The sequence below is a fragment of the Bradyrhizobium sp. RD5-C2 genome, from assembly GCF_019972155.1.
Classification (GTDB): domain Bacteria; phylum Pseudomonadota; class Alphaproteobacteria; order Rhizobiales; family Xanthobacteraceae; genus Bradyrhizobium.
The window spans coordinates 179107-192888 of sequence record NZ_BOVL01000005.1 but is presented as its reverse complement, the minus strand read 5'-3'; the positions used below and the strand labels follow the sequence as shown (position 1 = coordinate 192888).

15 protein-coding genes and 1 pseudogene are annotated in these 13782 nt (G+C 65.9%); 9 read left to right on the top strand and 7 right to left on the bottom strand.

Translation table 11 applies throughout. The annotated features are described in order from the left end of the window. Nucleotides 1-18 precede the first annotated feature (18 nt). Nucleotides 19-1047 carry a peptidoglycan -binding protein gene (locus BraRD5C2_RS03110; RefSeq protein WP_223966767.1) on the top strand — a complete coding sequence of 343 codons (1029 nt, stop codon included), beginning with the start codon at nt 19-21 and terminating at the stop codon, nt 1045-1047. A 207-nt stretch (nt 1048-1254) separates the two neighbouring features. Here the strand turns inward: BraRD5C2_RS03110 and BraRD5C2_RS03105 are convergent, their stop codons facing one another. After that, on the bottom strand, nt 1255-2247 hold the full coding sequence (locus BraRD5C2_RS03105) for an aldo/keto reductase (protein WP_223966765.1): 993 nt from the start codon (nt 2245-2247) through the stop codon (nt 1255-1257). A 109-nt stretch (nt 2248-2356) separates the two neighbouring features. Here BraRD5C2_RS03105 and BraRD5C2_RS03100 point away from each other — a divergent pair, with 109 nt between their 5' ends. Both BraRD5C2_RS03100 and BraRD5C2_RS03095 read left to right on the top strand, forming a co-directional pair. Next, nucleotides 2357-3250: a LysR family transcriptional regulator gene (locus BraRD5C2_RS03100; protein WP_223966763.1), complete on the top strand. Its 894-nt coding sequence runs from the start codon at nt 2357-2359 to the stop codon at nt 3248-3250. A 178-nt stretch (nt 3251-3428) separates the two neighbouring features. Next, nucleotides 3429-3698, top strand: coding sequence for a hypothetical protein (locus BraRD5C2_RS03095; protein ID WP_223966762.1), 270 nt, complete (start codon nt 3429-3431; stop codon nt 3696-3698). Nucleotides 3699-3707: 9 nt separating this feature from the next. Here the strand turns inward: BraRD5C2_RS03095 and BraRD5C2_RS03090 are convergent, their stop codons facing one another. Beyond that, a complete protein-coding gene (locus BraRD5C2_RS03090; RefSeq protein ID WP_212314035.1) occupies nt 3708-4028 on the bottom strand; it encodes a PilZ domain-containing protein in 321 nt (106 codons plus the stop codon). Between the two features lie 323 nt (nt 4029-4351). Between BraRD5C2_RS03090 and BraRD5C2_RS03085 the strand changes: the two genes are divergently transcribed. The 3 genes and pseudogenes from BraRD5C2_RS03085 to BraRD5C2_RS03075 form a co-directional block, all read left to right on the top strand. Next, entirely contained in the window at nt 4352-5860 is a 1509-nt protein-coding gene (locus BraRD5C2_RS03085) for an AMP-binding protein (protein WP_223966760.1), read from the top strand. A gap of 248 nt (nt 5861-6108) precedes the next feature. Continuing rightward, on the top strand, nt 6109-7080 hold the full coding sequence (locus tag BraRD5C2_RS03080; RefSeq protein ID WP_223966758.1) for a S1C family serine protease: 972 nt from the start codon (nt 6109-6111) through the stop codon (nt 7078-7080). Between the two features lie 23 nt (nt 7081-7103). Continuing rightward, nucleotides 7104-8165: pseudogene (locus tag BraRD5C2_RS03075) on the top strand (carboxylesterase family protein); the annotation flags it as partial. Between the two features lie 217 nt (nt 8166-8382). Here the strand turns inward: BraRD5C2_RS03075 and BraRD5C2_RS03070 are convergent. After that, nucleotides 8383-9282, bottom strand: a complete 900-nt coding sequence (locus BraRD5C2_RS03070; protein WP_223966756.1) for an SDR family oxidoreductase — start codon at nt 9280-9282, stop codon at nt 8383-8385. 54 nt (nt 9283-9336) lie between these two features. After that, the gene (locus BraRD5C2_RS03065; RefSeq protein ID WP_223966754.1) at nt 9337-10068 is read right to left on the bottom strand and encodes an SDR family oxidoreductase; all 732 of its coding nucleotides are present in this window, start codon (nt 10066-10068) and stop codon (nt 9337-9339) included. Between the two features lie 119 nt (nt 10069-10187). Here BraRD5C2_RS03065 and BraRD5C2_RS03060 point away from each other — a divergent pair, with 119 nt between their 5' ends. Both BraRD5C2_RS03060 and BraRD5C2_RS03055 read left to right on the top strand, forming a co-directional pair. Beyond that, entirely contained in the window at nt 10188-11075 is an 888-nt protein-coding gene (locus BraRD5C2_RS03060) for a LysR family transcriptional regulator (protein WP_223966752.1), read from the top strand. A gap of 63 nt (nt 11076-11138) precedes the next feature. Continuing rightward, nucleotides 11139-11345 (top strand): hypothetical protein, encoded by a 207-nt coding sequence (locus BraRD5C2_RS03055; RefSeq protein WP_223966750.1) that lies wholly within the window; start codon nt 11139-11141, stop codon nt 11343-11345. Between the two features lie 9 nt (nt 11346-11354). Here the strand turns inward: BraRD5C2_RS03055 and BraRD5C2_RS03050 are convergent, their stop codons facing one another. Then, on the bottom strand, nt 11355-11681 hold the full coding sequence (locus BraRD5C2_RS03050) for an AzlD domain-containing protein (protein ID WP_223966748.1): 327 nt from the start codon (nt 11679-11681) through the stop codon (nt 11355-11357). Beyond that, nucleotides 11674-12351 (bottom strand): AzlC family ABC transporter permease, encoded by a 678-nt coding sequence (locus BraRD5C2_RS03045; RefSeq protein ID WP_223966747.1) that lies wholly within the window; start codon nt 12349-12351, stop codon nt 11674-11676. Before BraRD5C2_RS03045 ends, BraRD5C2_RS03050 begins: the two co-directional genes overlap by 8 nt. A gap of 74 nt (nt 12352-12425) precedes the next feature. On the opposite strand from BraRD5C2_RS03045, the gene BraRD5C2_RS03040 reads away from it, so the two are divergent. Next, nucleotides 12426-13028, top strand: coding sequence for a CGNR zinc finger domain-containing protein (locus BraRD5C2_RS03040; protein WP_223966746.1), 603 nt, complete (start codon nt 12426-12428; stop codon nt 13026-13028). Nucleotides 13029-13068: 40 nt separating this feature from the next. On the opposite strand, the gene BraRD5C2_RS03035 is transcribed toward BraRD5C2_RS03040, so the two are convergent. Next, nucleotides 13069-13746, bottom strand: coding sequence for a DsbA family protein (locus BraRD5C2_RS03035; RefSeq protein ID WP_223966745.1), 678 nt, complete (start codon nt 13744-13746; stop codon nt 13069-13071). Nucleotides 13747-13782 lie beyond the last annotated feature (36 nt).

The window sequence follows — 13782 nt, the reverse complement described above, 5'->3', positions numbered from 1 at the left end:
CAGATAAAGGGAAACCGAATGGCCCTCGCCCGATCGCGCCGCAGCGAATCCGGCTTCAACTACTGGCCCGGCTTTGTCGACGCGCTGTCGACGCTGGTGCTGTCGATCGTGTTCCTGCTGTCGGTGTTCCTGGTCGTGCAGTTCTTCCTGTCGCAGGAGGTCACTGGCAAGGACAAGGCGCTGGAGCAGCTCAACGCCAAGATCGCCCAGCTCAACGACCTGCTGTCGCTGGAGAAGCTCTCCAAGCTGACGCTCGACGACCAGGTGTCGCAACTGCGCGCTGGCCTCGCCTCGGCCGAGGGCGAGCGCGACCGCATGAAGGGGCTCTATGAGGGGCTCGCCAATTCCGGCAATGACGCGCAGGGCCGCGCCAACGAGCTCAACAAGGCGCTGGAGTCCGAAAAGAGCGTGTCGTCGCGCGCGCTGGCGCAGATCGAGGTGCTGAACCAGCAGATCAGCGCGCTGCGCCGCCAGCTCGCCGCGCTCGAGGAGGCGCTCGACGCCTCCGAGAAGCGTGACAAGGAATCGCAGAACCGCATCGCCGATCTCGGCTCGCGTCTCAACGTGGCGCTGGCGCAGCGGGTGCAGGAATTGTCGAAGTACCGCTCGGAATTCTTCGGCCGGCTGCGCGCGATCCTCGGCAACCGCCCCGATATCCGCATCGTCGGCGACCGCTTCGTGTTCCAGTCCGAAGTGTTCTTCGATACCGGCCAGGCGACGCTGCTGCCGGAAGGCAAGACCGAGCTCGATACGGTCGCGAGCGCGCTGATCGATCTCGACAAGCAGATCCCGGCCGAAATCGCCTGGGTGCTGCGGGTCGACGGCCACACCGACGTGCGGCCGATCAACAGCCCGCTGTTCAAGTCAAACTGGGAGCTGTCCTCCGCGCGCGCGATCTCGGTGGTGCAGTATCTGGTCTCGCTCGGCGTGCCGGCGCAGCGCCTGGTCGCCGCCGGCTTCGCCGAATTCCAGCCGCTCGACACCGCGCAGACCGAAGACGCCTACAAGCGCAACCGCCGCATCGAGCTGAAGCTGACGGAACGGTAGGCGGCACGGCCGCTTCGCTTTCGTTGGGACGACACCCAGTGTGCGTCACGGCCTGTGCCCACATCGTCGTCCCGGCGAAGGCCGGGACCCATAATCACCGGGTTGTGTTGTTGAAGAGGGCTGTGGCCTCAGCGTCGCGCAACAACGCGCATTTGGGGCAATGGGTCCCGGCCTGCGCCGGGACGACATTGGGTTGTGTGGCTCGCCTCAGCGTCCGACCATCTGTTGCAATTGCTCCGGATAACGTGCGCCCTGCACCTCGACTGAGGCGACGGCCTTGCCGATGTCGGCGAGATCGGCGGAGCTCAATTCGATCCGTGCGGCGGCGATGTTTTCCTCGAGCCGATTGAGCTTCGTGGTGCCCGGGATCGGCACGATCCATGGCTTCTGCGCCAGCAGCCAGGCCAGCGCGATCTGGGCCGGCGTCGCGCCTTTGCCGGCGGCGATCTTGCCGAGCTGATCGACCAGCGCCTGATTGGCGCGGCGGGCTTCCGGCGTGAAGCGCGGCACGAGGTTGCGGAAGTCGTCGCTCGCGAACGTCGTCGACGCGCTGATCGCACCGGTGAGGAAGCCGCGGCCGAGGGGGCTGTACGGCACGAAGCCGATGCCGAGCTCTTGCAACACCGGCAGGATCTCCGCTTCCGGCCCGCGTTCCCACAGCGAATATTCGCTCTGCAATGCCGTGACCTTCTGCACCGCATGCGCACGGCGGATGGTCTGCACGCCGGCTTCCGACAGGCCGAAATGGCGGACCTTGCCGGCGGCAATCAGGTCCTTCACGGCGCCGGCGACCTCCTCGATCGGCACGTTGGGATCGACCCGATGCTGGTAGAACAGATCGATCACATCGATGTTCAGCCGCTTCAGCGAGGCGTCCGCGACCGCCTTGATGTGCTCGGGCCGGCTGTTCAGCGAGCGGTGCCGCTCGGCCATGGAGCCGATATCGAAGCCGAATTTGGTGGCGATCACTACGTCGTTGCGGACCGGCGCCAGCGCCTCGCCGACCAGCTCCTCGTTGACGAAGGGACCGTAGACCTCCGCGGTATCGAAGAAGGTGACGCCGCGTTCGACGGCGCCGCGCAGCAGCGCGATGCCTGCGGCCTTCTCGACCGCTGGACCATAGGCGAAGCTCAGGCCCATGCAGCCCAGGCCGATCGCCGATACCTCCAGATTGCTGTTACCGAGTTTACGCTTCTGCATGACATCTCTCCGCATCAAGGACTGGAACCTGCCGCTGCGGGATTTAGGGCGTGCACAGGCGTCCCATTAGACGTAAAAATCGGGATGGACTTATGAGCTGGATTCATCAATGCCGCGGCATGACGTCAATGACCTGATCGCCTTCCTCGCGGTGGCGCGCGAGCGCAGCTTCACCCGCGCGGCGGCGCAGCTCGGTGTGTCGCAATCGGCGCTCAGCCACACCATGCGCGCGCTGGAGGAACGGCTGGGCGTGCGGCTCCTGACCCGCACCACCCGCAGCGTCGCGCCGACCGAGGCCGGCGAGCGGCTGCTGCAAGGTGTCGGGCCGCGCTTCGAGGAGATCGAGGCCGAACTCACCGCTCTCAACGCGCTGCGTGAGAAGCCGGCCGGCACCATCCGCATCAACGCCGGCGAGCACGCGGCCGAGACCATCCTGTGGCCGGCGCTGGAAAAGTTCCTGCCGCGCTATCCCGACATCAAGGTGGAGCTGGTCGTCGACAACGGGCTCGCCAACATCGTCGCGGAACGCTTTGACGCCGGCGTCCGCCTCGGCGAGCAGCTGGCGAAGGACATGATCGCGGTGCGGATCGCGCCGGATTTCCGCATGGTGGTGGTCGGGGCGCCGTCCTACTTCAAGCGGCGCGACCGTCCGAAGCGGCCGCAGGACCTGACCCAGCACGCCTGCATCAACATCCGCCTGCCGACCTTTGGCGGCATCTATGCCTGGGAATTCGAGAAGCGCGGACGCCCGATCAAGGTCCGCGTCGACGGACAATTGGTGTTCAACAGCACCGCGCTGCGGATCAAGGCGGCGCTGGCCGGGCTCGGGCTTGCCTATGTCGCCGAGGATCAGGTGCAGGCGCAATTGGCCAGGGGCCAACTGGTCCAGGTGCTCGACGACTGGTGCGCGCCGTTTCCCGGCTATCACCTCTATTACCCGAGCCGTCGGCAATCCTCGCCGGCGTTCGCGCTGCTGGTCGATGCACTGCGCTATCGGGGCTAGCCGGGCCGACGCGGCCCCCTGATCGCTGCCGAGATCCACCACACGGATATTTGCTTTGCGGTTTGGCGGAAGCCTCTGGGAACGGGACCAGCACCGCTTACGTTATTGGAGACGCAATCGAGCGGCTTGGCGGACCTCGCCACCGCGGGAGCCTCACCGTACCATCCGGACTAACCCCATGTTCAGAAACAAATTCGCCATCATCCTCGCCGCCGGCCTCACCCTCGCGCCGGCCCAGCTTCTCGCGCAAAGCACGGGGGGCTCCCCACCCCCGCCGCGGCCCGGAGATCGCGCCGCTTCGCCGGGCGGCGTGGGCGGCACTGCGCTTCCAGCCCAGAGCGGTCAGCGCTATGCACCGTCGTCCGGCGGCAATTTCAGTGCGGCGCCGGCCGCTCCCGGCGGTTCGGTGAACACAACCGGCAATGCCAGCAGCGCGCAGGGGCGTTGAGGCGCAGCGCTAGATCGCGCCGGCCGGCTCCGCGGCCGGTTCGTCCGGCTCGGCGTCGGCGGTGACGAATTTGAGCCCGTAGGTCTTGCCGCGACGCCAGACCACCTCGCAGGGGTAGCGCTTGGCGTGATCAGCGAGCAGCGTCAGCGCAAGGCGATCCTTGACGTCGAACTCGACCTCGGTCGTGATCTTGGCGCCACCGGGCGAGATATCGACCACGGCGCAGGCGTTCTCGGTCACGCCGTCATCGACCGTGATCCACGCCGCACGATTATTGAGCTGGCGCCGCGGCTCGCGACTGATTTTGATCCGTGCTCCATTGCTCGCCATCGTCGTCGTCCTTGAAGACATTGGTCCTTGAAAAAAATTGGAGGCCGCGCAGGTCGATCGACGCGCCCGGCACACAACCGCACGGGCCACAATGCCGTCGCCCCGTAAAGTCCGGCTTAGCGCGATCGCTTGAACTTTACCGGAATCTTGACCCGGCTTTTATCGAACGAGGATTCCGCAATTCCATCAGCGGGATACCGGTCGCCCTGGCAGCCATTGGCTTGACACGGAGACCGCATAGTTGGTGAAGTGGCAGCCGTGGCTTCGGCCACATCCCTGCAACAAGAGCGCTTCAAGCCGCCTTAGTCCTTCGGAAACGCCCCATGCTGATCCCCCTCGCCGACGTGCCGCGCTGGTATGCCGAACGCAAGCCCGCAGACGCGATCGCCGTCAGTCACGGCGCGGATGCGCTGACCTGGCTTGAGCTCGAACGCCGCGCCAATGCGCGGGCGCGCGCCTTTGCCGCCAAGGGCGTCAAGCCCGGCGACTTCGTCGCGATCGGGCTGCCCAACAGCAACGCATTCTTCGAGACCACGTTTGCGGTGTGGAAGTGTGGCGCGACGCCGACCTCGCTGTCATGGCGGCTGCCGCGCGGCGAGGCTGCCGCAGTGCTCGAGATCCTGAAACCGTCGCTGGTGGTCGGCGGCGAAGCCGACTGGAACGCGCCGAATTCGCTGCCGGTGGATTTCGTGCCGGAGGGATTTTCCGGGGAGCCGCTCGAGGCACCGGTCGCGCGCTACTGGAAGGCGATGACGAGCGGCGGCTCGACCGGACGACCGAAGGTGATCCTCGATCACAGCCCTGCCGTGATCGAAACCACGACACCGCTGCTGCTCGGCATGCCGCATGAGGCGTCGGTGCTCAACCCGGGCCCGCTGTATCACAACGCGCCCTTCATTCTGTCGCACGCCGCGCTGTTCGGCGGCGGGCGGCTGACCGGCATGGTGAAGTTCGACGCCGAGGAGACGCTGCGGCTGATCGGGCGAGAGCGCGTGCAATGGGTCAACTTCGTGCCGACCATGATGCACCGGATCTGGGCGCTGCCCGAGGAGGTGCGCAAACGCTACGACGTCTCCAGCCTGCAGATCGTGTTTCATATGGCAGCCCCCATGCCGCCCTGGCTGAAGGAGAAGTGGATCGAATGGCTCGGGCCGGAACGGGTCTGGGAGCTCTATGGCGGCACCGAGCGGCAGGGCGCCTGCGTGATCTCGGGCGTCGAGTGGATGGCGCACAAGGGCTCGGTCGGCAGGATCGGCGAGACCGCGCGCTTGCGCATCATCGGCGAGGACGGCAACGACGTCGCGCCCGGCGAGACCGGCGAGATCTACTTCCTGCCCAATGACGGCGCCGGCTCGACCTATCACTATCTCGGCGCCACGCCGAAGCGGCGCAGCGACGGCTGGGAATCGCTCGGCGATATCGGCCGGCTCGATGAGGAAGGTTATCTCTATCTCGGCGACCGGCTCGCCGACATGGTGCTGCGCGGCGGCGCCAACATTTATCCGGCCGAGGTCGAGGCCGCGGTCAGCGAGCATCCCGAGGTGTGCTCCTGCGTCGTGGTCGGACTGCCCGATCCGGAATTCGGCCAGCGCGTGCATGCGATCCTCGAACTCGCCGACAGCGCCGATGCGCAGAAGATCGCCGACGGCATGGGCGATTTCTTGAAGGACCGGCTCAGCCGCTACAAGCATCCGGAAAGTTTCGAGCGCGTCGGCACGGCGCCGCGTGATGATTCCGGAAAAGTCCGCCGCACCATGCTGCGCGACGAGCGCGCCGCGTGGATCAAGGAGGACCGCGCCTTCCGCATCATGCCGGCACGCGCGAAGGCATGATCCGGAAAAGTGCGAAGCGGTTTCCGAAAAGATCATGTCCAAACAAGAAGCTAAAGCGCGATGACGATTCAACCCGACCTCATCGCGCTTCAAAAAGCGAATAGGTTCAATTGATCTTGCGAGGGGCAGGTCTGCACGCCAGATGAGCTGTGCAGGCCGCCGCGCAAGGTATATCATTCCATCTTCCCTGCCGGCAGAACCTCGGACTACCATGAGGTTCCAGCACGCTGCACGCCAGGAGATCCCGGATGCCCTCCACCACCGAATGGAAAGTGCCAGCGGCCTTTCAGCCCCGTCCCGAAGATTACCGCTATGACCTCGATCGTGCGCTGATGAGCGTGGTCGGGCTGCACTCGATCATTCCGCCTGACGCGTTCAGCGCCGAGACGCTCGGCACCGAGCGCACCGGCAACGGCGTATTGATCGACAACGGGCTGGTGCTGACGATCGGCTATCTGATCACCGAAGCCGCCACGGTGTGGCTGCATCTCGGCGACGGCCGCGCGGTCGAGGGCCACGCGCTCGGCTTCGATTTCGAATCCGGCTTCGGCCTGGTGCAGGCACTCGGCAAGCTCGACATCAATCCGCTGCCGATCGGCTCGTCGGCGGGAACGCAGGTCGGCGACAGTGTCGTGCTCGGCGGCGCCGGCGGCCGCACGCGCTCGGTCGCAAGCCAGATCGCCGCGAAGCAGGAGTTCGCGGGCTACTGGGAATACCTGCTCGACGAGGCGATCTTCACCCATCCGTCGCATCCGAACTGGGGCGGCGCCGGACTGATCAACAATGCCGGCGAGCTGATCGGCATCGGCTCGCTGCAGCTCGAACGCGAGCGCTCGGGCCGAGCCGAGCATGTCAACATGATTGTACCGATCGATCTGCTCAAGCCGGTGCTGAGCGATCTGCGCAAGTTCGGCCGTGTCGACAGGCCGGCGCGGCCGTGGCTCGGCATGTACACAACCGAGATCGACAACCGTCTCGTGGTGGTCGGCGTCGCCAGCAAGGGACCGGCGGCGCGCGCCGAACTCAAGACCGGCGACGTGATCCTCGCGGTCGACGGCGACAAGGTGACGAGCCAGACCGGCTTCTACAGAAAACTCTGGTCGCTCGGCGCGGCCGGCGTCGACGTGCCGCTGACGATCTACCATGAGGGCGTCACCTTCGACGTGACGCTGACCTCGATCGACCGCATGAAGCTCTTGAAGGCGCCGCGGCTGCATTAAGAGAAAGAAAAGAGGCAGCGACGATGAGCGAGGCCGTGGTTGACGACATCGTGGCCGTGCTGCCGCCGCTGTTGCAGACGCTGGAATCGCTGTCCTTTGTCGCGCGCAACCTCAACCCGCCGGACTTCGATCGCGTGATGCAAATCGCGGGCGAGCCCGAGGAGGCCTTGCAGGCGGTGCGGCCGCGGCTTGCCGATTGGCCGGAGAAATTCGCGCACATCAAGACCGCGCTGGAAGCTGCGATCGAGCCGGCATTGGCCGGCTATGCGGGCCTGCGCGCGGTGCAGAATGGCGAAGGCGATCTGGTCAGCGTATTCCGCGCGCTGCGCTATCTGCCGCGCGCACAGGAGGCACTCTATCCGCTGACCGAGCTGCCGCCGGTCAGCGGCTTCTTCATCGCGCCCGACTTGCGCGAGGACGCCGGCTTGCAGGCAAAGCTCGCGGCTGTGCCGAACGCCGACACCGGCATCTTCCATGAGCGCAACGAGCCGGGCAGCCGCGGCGGCTTCTCGATGTATGTGCCGGAGTATTACACGCCGGAAAGCACCTGGCCGCTGGTGATGGCGCTGCATGGCGGCAGCGGCAACGGCCGCGGCTTCCTGTGGAGCTGGTTGCGCGATGCGCGCAGCCGCGGCGCCATTCTGGTGGCGCCGACCGCGACCGGCCAGACCTGGGCGTTGATGGGCGACGACACCGACTCGCCGAATCTCAACCGCATCATCGACCAGGTGCGCGCGCGCTGGCGGGTCGACGAGACGCGGATGTTGCTGACCGGCATGAGCGACGGTGGCACCTTCAGCTATGTGAGCGGGCTCGACGGCACCTCGCGCTTCACGCATCTGGCGCCGGTTGCCGCGACCTTCCATCCGCTGATGGCCGAGACGGCCGATGCCGATCGGCTGCGCGACTTGCCGATCTTCATCACCCACGGCCGGCTCGACTGGATGTTCCCGGTGCAGACCGCACGGCAGACCCAGGGCTTGCTGTCGGCCGCGGGGGCCAAGGTGATTTATCGCGAGATCGACGATCTCAGCCACACCTATCCCCGCGAGATCAATGCGGAGATCATGCAGTGGCTGAATGGCGAGCGCGTCGCGAGCGCGTCGACGGTGCGTGAGGGACTCTCTGCCCGTCACCCTGAGGAGCGCGAAGCGCGTCTCGAAGGGTCGACGGCCCCGCTGCGGCCGCGCGGCAGCATCGGGGCCGTGCACCCTTCGAGGCTCGCTCCGCTCGCACCTCAGGATGACGGTGATGGATAGTGCGTGGCACTATCCTCATCGTTGATGCGGACAGTGCGCCGAGCTACTTGTTCACCCGCGGCTTGAGCAGGTCGGAGAAGCCGACCCGGTGCAGCATCTCGTTGCGGACGCGGTCGATCACGCCGAAGGCGACCTCGGCGCCGTCCTGGGTCGGATCGATGTGGACGCGGAACGGCCGCTTGCCGAACGGCGTGTCCACGACCTTAACGATCGCATCGGCCACGGAGCCAGCGTCGGCATCCTCGGGCACGATCGCCGAAAATGCCTTCATGATCTCGTCGCCGAAGCCGGCATAGGGACCGGCTTCATACTCGGCAACCCGCGCCTGATCGGCCGGACGGCCGGAATGCGCGAAGTGGTTGGTGCCGCCGGTGAAGGCGCCGGGCACGATGATCGAGGTCTCGATGCCCCAGCGTGACAACTCGCGGGCATAGATCACGGCCATCGCATCCATGCCGGCCTTCGCCGCGAAGTATGGCGCGAGATAGGGCGGCGTGCCGCCGGCCGAGCTAGAGCTCGACACCCACACCACAAGTCCCCTGCCCTGCTTGCGCAGTTGCGGCAGCGCCGCGCGATTGACGCGCTGGGTCGAGAGCACATTGACGTCGTAGAGCTCGGCGAGTTGCTCGGGCGTGAACGCCTCCGCCGGGCCGAACACCATGTGGCCGGCATTGTGGATGACGACGTCGAGGCGGCCCTCCTCAGTGACGATCTGCGCGATTGCGTTATCGACCGAAGCCTGCGAGCCGACGTCGAGCTCGAGCGAGCGCAGATCGACCTTGTTGTCGCGGGCGAACTCCTCGATGTCGGCGACCGCGGCGGCGTTGCGGCCGGTGGTGTGGCGCATCGAGGCGTAGACGGTGTGGCCGGCCCTGGCGAGCGCGTTGGCGGTGAGGCGGCCGAAGCCGCTAGAGGCGCCGGTGATAACGATGACCTGTTTCATGACACGTATCCTTTGAAATCGGTTTGGTGCGAGTTGAGTGAAGGCGTGAGGGCGTCAGACCAGGCCGCCGTTGGCACGCAGGGTCTGGCCGTTGATCCAGGAGCCGTCGGGACCGGCGAGGAACGACACGGCGTTCGCGATGTCGTCAGGCGTACCGAGCCGCTCCAGCGGGACCATCTTGGCGAAGCGGTCGATCAGCTCATCTGACTTGCCGTTGAGGAACAGATCGGTCGCGGTCGGGCCGGGCGCGACCGCATTCACCGTGATACCGCGGCCGCGCAATTCCTTGGACAGGATCGCGGTCAATGACTCGATCGCGGCTTTGGTCGCGACATAGATGCCGTAGGTCTCGAGCTTGGTGCCGACGACGCTGGTCGAGAAATTGACGATGCGTCCGCCGTTGCGCAGCCGGCGTGCCGCCTCGCGCATCGTGTTGAAGCTGCCCTTCAGGTTGACCGCGACCTGCTGGTCGAAGGCCGCATCGTCGCTGTCGGCAATCCTGCCGAGCTTCATGATGCCGGCATTGTTGACCAGCACGTCGACGCCACCGAACGCCGCTTCCGCCGCGTCGAACAGACCGCGCACCGCATTGGCGTCGCTGACATCGGCCTTCGCGGTCAGCGCCCGGCCGCCGGCGGCTTCGATCCGGTCGGCCACCGCTTGGGCGGGCTTGTCATCGCCGGAGTAGTTGATGACGACGGTGAAGCCGTCCCTGGCGAGGCGTTCGGCAACCGCCGCGCCGATCCCGCGCGAGGCACCCGTCACCAGAGCTACCTTGTTGGTCATTTTCAGTCTCCCATCAGGTTGGCGGCCAAGGCCGCGTTCGATGGGAGGACACTAGGCCTTGGCATTATCCGGATAATTAGGCATCTTCTGGCATCACTATTCGTAATTTTCGGATAATAATGGATCGCTTCGACGCGATGCGCGTATTCACCCGGGTGGTCGAACGCCGCAGCTTTTCTCTCGCCGCCGACGATCTCGGCCTGCCGCGCTCGACGGTGACGGATGCGGTGAAGGGGCTGGAGGCGCGGCTCGGCGTGCGGCTGCTCGAACGCACCACGCGCACGGTCCGCCCGACGCTCGACGGCGAGGCGCATTACCGCCGCTGCGTGTCGCTGATCGCGGACCTCGAAGACGCCGAAGGCGCGTTCGGCGGTGCGCGGCCGAAGGGCCTGCTGCGGCTCGAGGTGCAGGGCACCTTGGCGCGGCACTTCCTGCTGCCGAACCTGCCCGGCTTCCTCGCCCAATATCCTGATATCGAGATCAACATGAGCGAGAGCGATCGCTGGGTCGACCTGATCCGCGAAGGCGTCGACTGCGTGCTGCGCTTCGGCCAATTGCCCGACAGCGACATGATCGCGCGCCAGGTCACGATGCTGGAGCGATTGACCTGCGCCACGCCGGATTACCTTGCGCGCTTCGGCGTGCCGACCGATCCATTCGCGCTCGACGGCCATCGCATGATCGGCATCCGCTCGCTGACGACGGGGCGCTTGCGGCCGATGGAATTCGTGATCGACAACACGCTGAAACAGTTTCCGCTGCCGGCGCCGATGTCCGTGACCGGCCCCGAGAGCTATCTGGCGAGCGCCAGGCTCGGGCTCGGCCTCGTGCAGGTGCCACGCTTCCATGCCGAAGCCGATCTCGCGAGCGGCACGCTGATCCCGGTGCTGCAGCAGTGCCCGCCGCCATCGGTGCCGGTTTCGCTGCTCTATCCGCGCAATCGACAGCTTTCGCCGCGGGTTCGCGTGTTCATCGATTATGTGATGCGCGTGTTCGCGCGCAGTTGATCGATCGCCGGAACCACAGCGAACCCCACGACGTTATCTCGCCGACACCGGAGGGATTGAGCGATGCGGACGTTTTTCGGCATGATATTGGGCGCGCTGCTGCTGATTTGCGGCGTCTATGTCTACGATTCGATGCAGACGTCGAGCGTCGCCAATGGCGAAGTGGCACAGGATACCCGCACCATCGTGAATTGGGATGTTGCAGCCCATGACTGGAACTTGCTGAAGACGCGCACCCGCGAGCAGTGGGACAAGATCGCGTCCAAGTAACCGGTGACGTCACAGCCCGATCGCAGACGCCGCCAAGGCCGCACCGAACCCCGCGCCCAGCGCGGCCCATTCCCTTGCCGTGACAGCCATCGTCACGAGCGCGACCATTGTCCCGACAAGACCTGCCAGCCCGCCGGACAGGCAGCCACCGACAATGAATGCGATGAACAGATTGCCGGGCGCGAGCCGGAGAAACCGCGCGGCGATGCCATCGTCGCGCATCGACCCGGCGAGGACGTATCCACCGGCGCGCATGGCATAGCATGTCAGCCCGAGGATGAAGATCACGCCGAGAACGTCCAAGTCCTTCATCAAGTGCTGCACCAGGTCACGCATCGGTCCGCTCCATCATGCTGACGAGCGTGCCGCATCCGCCCCCGATCAGCATCGACCAGCTGGGATCCACGAATCGGCTGACAAGCAGCGCGACGACCGCCGAGGTCAGCCACGGCCACGGAGACGCCGCGTTCTTCCACTGGCTGGGAAGCAGCGTCGCAATGAACATCGTCGGCAGCAGCGCGGCGGCGAGCTTCAGCGGCCCGCTCGCTGCGAGCGGGGCGGCATAGGCAAGTGCGGTGCCACCGACCCAGCCGATCGCCATCGGGATGCTCGATCCGAGCAGATAGCCGGCGTCGGGTCCGTTGCGGTCTGCATCCGAGCTTGTCATCAGCCACGACGCATCCGCGAGCAGAAACAGGCTGAGCAGGATCTTCCGGGGGGCCAGTCCGCCAAATAGCTGGCGCAGATGGGCGCCCATCAGTAAGTATCGTGAATTGGTGGCGATGCAGGCAACGACCATGGCGGCAACCGGCAACGGGATTGCCCACATGCTCAGCGTGATCGCCTGGGCGGTGGCGGAGTAGACGAGCAGGCTGAACAGAATCGCTTGCGGCGCTGCGAGCCCAAGCCCCTTGTAGGTCAGTCCCATCACCAGGCCGGCGGCGCCGTTGCTGAGCAGGAACGGCAAGGCCGCGACCAGGCCCCGCCTGAATCCGGCGGCCGTCATCGTTGGGACGCGTTGCGACGGTTGGGCGCTTGTAATGGTCATGACCGTTAGATTAAACTTGGTGAGAGGCCGTGATGTCAAGGGATCCCGCGCGGGCAGCGACACAGTTCTTCGGTGGACGGGTCTGCCTCGACTTCGCGAACACGCTCGACTGGCGGACGTCGGGCGATCCGCAGGAGCTGATCCCGGATTATGCTGCGCTATTGTCCTGGAGCGAACGCCGCGGGACCTTGCCGCTCGCCGCGGTCAGGAAGCTGAAAGCGCATTCGGTGAGCAGCGTTGCCGTGGCCGCGATGCAGAAGGCGCATGATCTGCGCCGCGACATCTGGAGCATTTCCGACGCGCTCCGCGGTGGCCGCAGCGCGGACCTCCGTCTCGTCAATCGGATGCTGTCGGCGGCGCCGCGGCAGCCCGACCTGGTGCGGCAGGATCACGGCTATCGCCATGCGCTGGCGGGGATCGACGTGACGGAGCCGTTGTGGCCGGTGCTGTGGTCACTCACGGCCCTGCTGGCGTCAGACGACGCAAGCCGCATCGGATGCTGCGAGGCCGACGGCTGCGGCTGGTTCTTCGTCGACGAGAGCCCGAACCGGACGCGCAGATGGTGCTCGAGCGAAGTGTGCGGCAATCGCGAGCGCGCGCGGCGCGCCTATGCCAAGCGGAAAGGCTCGACGTAAGCGCGCTCCATGTTGGTCGTGAGGGAAGCGACGACGCGGGCTAATTCTGCTCGGTCTTGCGGCCCATATTGGCCTTGCGCGCGTCGGCGATGACCTGCTCGAACTGATCGATGCTGAGCACGCCGGGCACGCGATACTTGCCGACGATGAATGACGGCGTGCCGTTGAAGCCGAATGCCTGCGCCTGCTCGTTGTTGCGCGCCAAGACCGCGTCGATCGCCTTGGCGTTGGTGTCGAGATCCTTCTTCAGGCGATCCATGTCGAGGCCGGCGCCCGAGAGCAGTTCGGCGATGCGCGGCTCGGTGATGCGCGAATTGACCGAGATCATCGCCTCGTGCGCGGCTTCGAACTTGTCCTGGTACTTCGCCGCCAGCGCCATCCGCGCCGCGACCTTGGAGACCGGCCCGAGGATCGGCCAATCCTTCAGCACCAGGCGGACCTTGCCGTCGTCCTGCACCACCTGGCGCAGTTCCGGCGCGAGCTTGCGGCAATACGGGCAGTTGTAGTCGAACCATTCGACGATCGTGATGTCGCCCTTGGGGTTGCCGATGACAGGAATGTCCGGATCGCGCAGCACCTGTTGCTCGGTCAGGACATTGTCGTCCTCGGCGCGCGCGCCTCCAGCGGCAAGGAGCGCAATGCCGGCACCGATGAGGCCGAGCGCGCCGCGGCGGGTGGCGCCCGCGTTGTCGAGGGGAAATTTCGTCAGGTGGTTCATAGCTCGCTTCCGGAAGGGCTCCTCGCCCTTCTACGT

Bases quoted from the DNA above. Each gene is read 5' to 3' on its own strand.
- BraRD5C2_RS03040 (WP_223966746.1), top strand. From the start codon at position 12,426: ATGTCAAGGGATCCCGCGCGGGCAGCGACACAGTTCTTCGGTGGACGG.
- BraRD5C2_RS03060 (WP_223966752.1), top strand. From the start codon at position 10,188: ATGGATCGCTTCGACGCGATGCGCGTATTCACCCGGGTGGTCGAACGC.
- BraRD5C2_RS03110 (WP_223966767.1), top strand. From the start codon at position 19: ATGGCCCTCGCCCGATCGCGCCGCAGCGAATCCGGCTTCAACTACTGG.
- BraRD5C2_RS03045 (WP_223966747.1), bottom strand. From the start codon at position 12,351: ATGACGGCCGCCGGATTCAGGCGGGGCCTGGTCGCGGCCTTGCCGTTC.
- BraRD5C2_RS03090 (WP_212314035.1), bottom strand. From the start codon at position 4,028: ATGGCGAGCAATGGAGCACGGATCAAAATCAGTCGCGAGCCGCGGCGC.
- BraRD5C2_RS03105 (WP_223966765.1), bottom strand. From the start codon at position 2,247: ATGCAGAAGCGTAAACTCGGTAACAGCAATCTGGAGGTATCGGCGATC.
- BraRD5C2_RS03080 (WP_223966758.1), top strand. From the start codon at position 6,109: ATGCCCTCCACCACCGAATGGAAAGTGCCAGCGGCCTTTCAGCCCCGT.
- BraRD5C2_RS03055 (WP_223966750.1), top strand. From the start codon at position 11,139: ATGCGGACGTTTTTCGGCATGATATTGGGCGCGCTGCTGCTGATTTGC.
- BraRD5C2_RS03085 (WP_223966760.1), top strand. From the start codon at position 4,352: ATGCTGATCCCCCTCGCCGACGTGCCGCGCTGGTATGCCGAACGCAAG.
- BraRD5C2_RS03070 (WP_223966756.1), bottom strand. From the start codon at position 9,282: ATGAAACAGGTCATCGTTATCACCGGCGCCTCTAGCGGCTTCGGCCGC.
- BraRD5C2_RS03065 (WP_223966754.1), bottom strand. From the start codon at position 10,068: ATGACCAACAAGGTAGCTCTGGTGACGGGTGCCTCGCGCGGGATCGGC.
- BraRD5C2_RS03100 (WP_223966763.1), top strand. From the start codon at position 2,357: ATGCCGCGGCATGACGTCAATGACCTGATCGCCTTCCTCGCGGTGGCG.
- BraRD5C2_RS03050 (WP_223966748.1), bottom strand. From the start codon at position 11,681: ATGCGTGACCTGGTGCAGCACTTGATGAAGGACTTGGACGTTCTCGGC.
- BraRD5C2_RS03095 (WP_223966762.1), top strand. From the start codon at position 3,429: ATGTTCAGAAACAAATTCGCCATCATCCTCGCCGCCGGCCTCACCCTC.
- BraRD5C2_RS03035 (WP_223966745.1), bottom strand. From the start codon at position 13,746: ATGAACCACCTGACGAAATTTCCCCTCGACAACGCGGGCGCCACCCGC.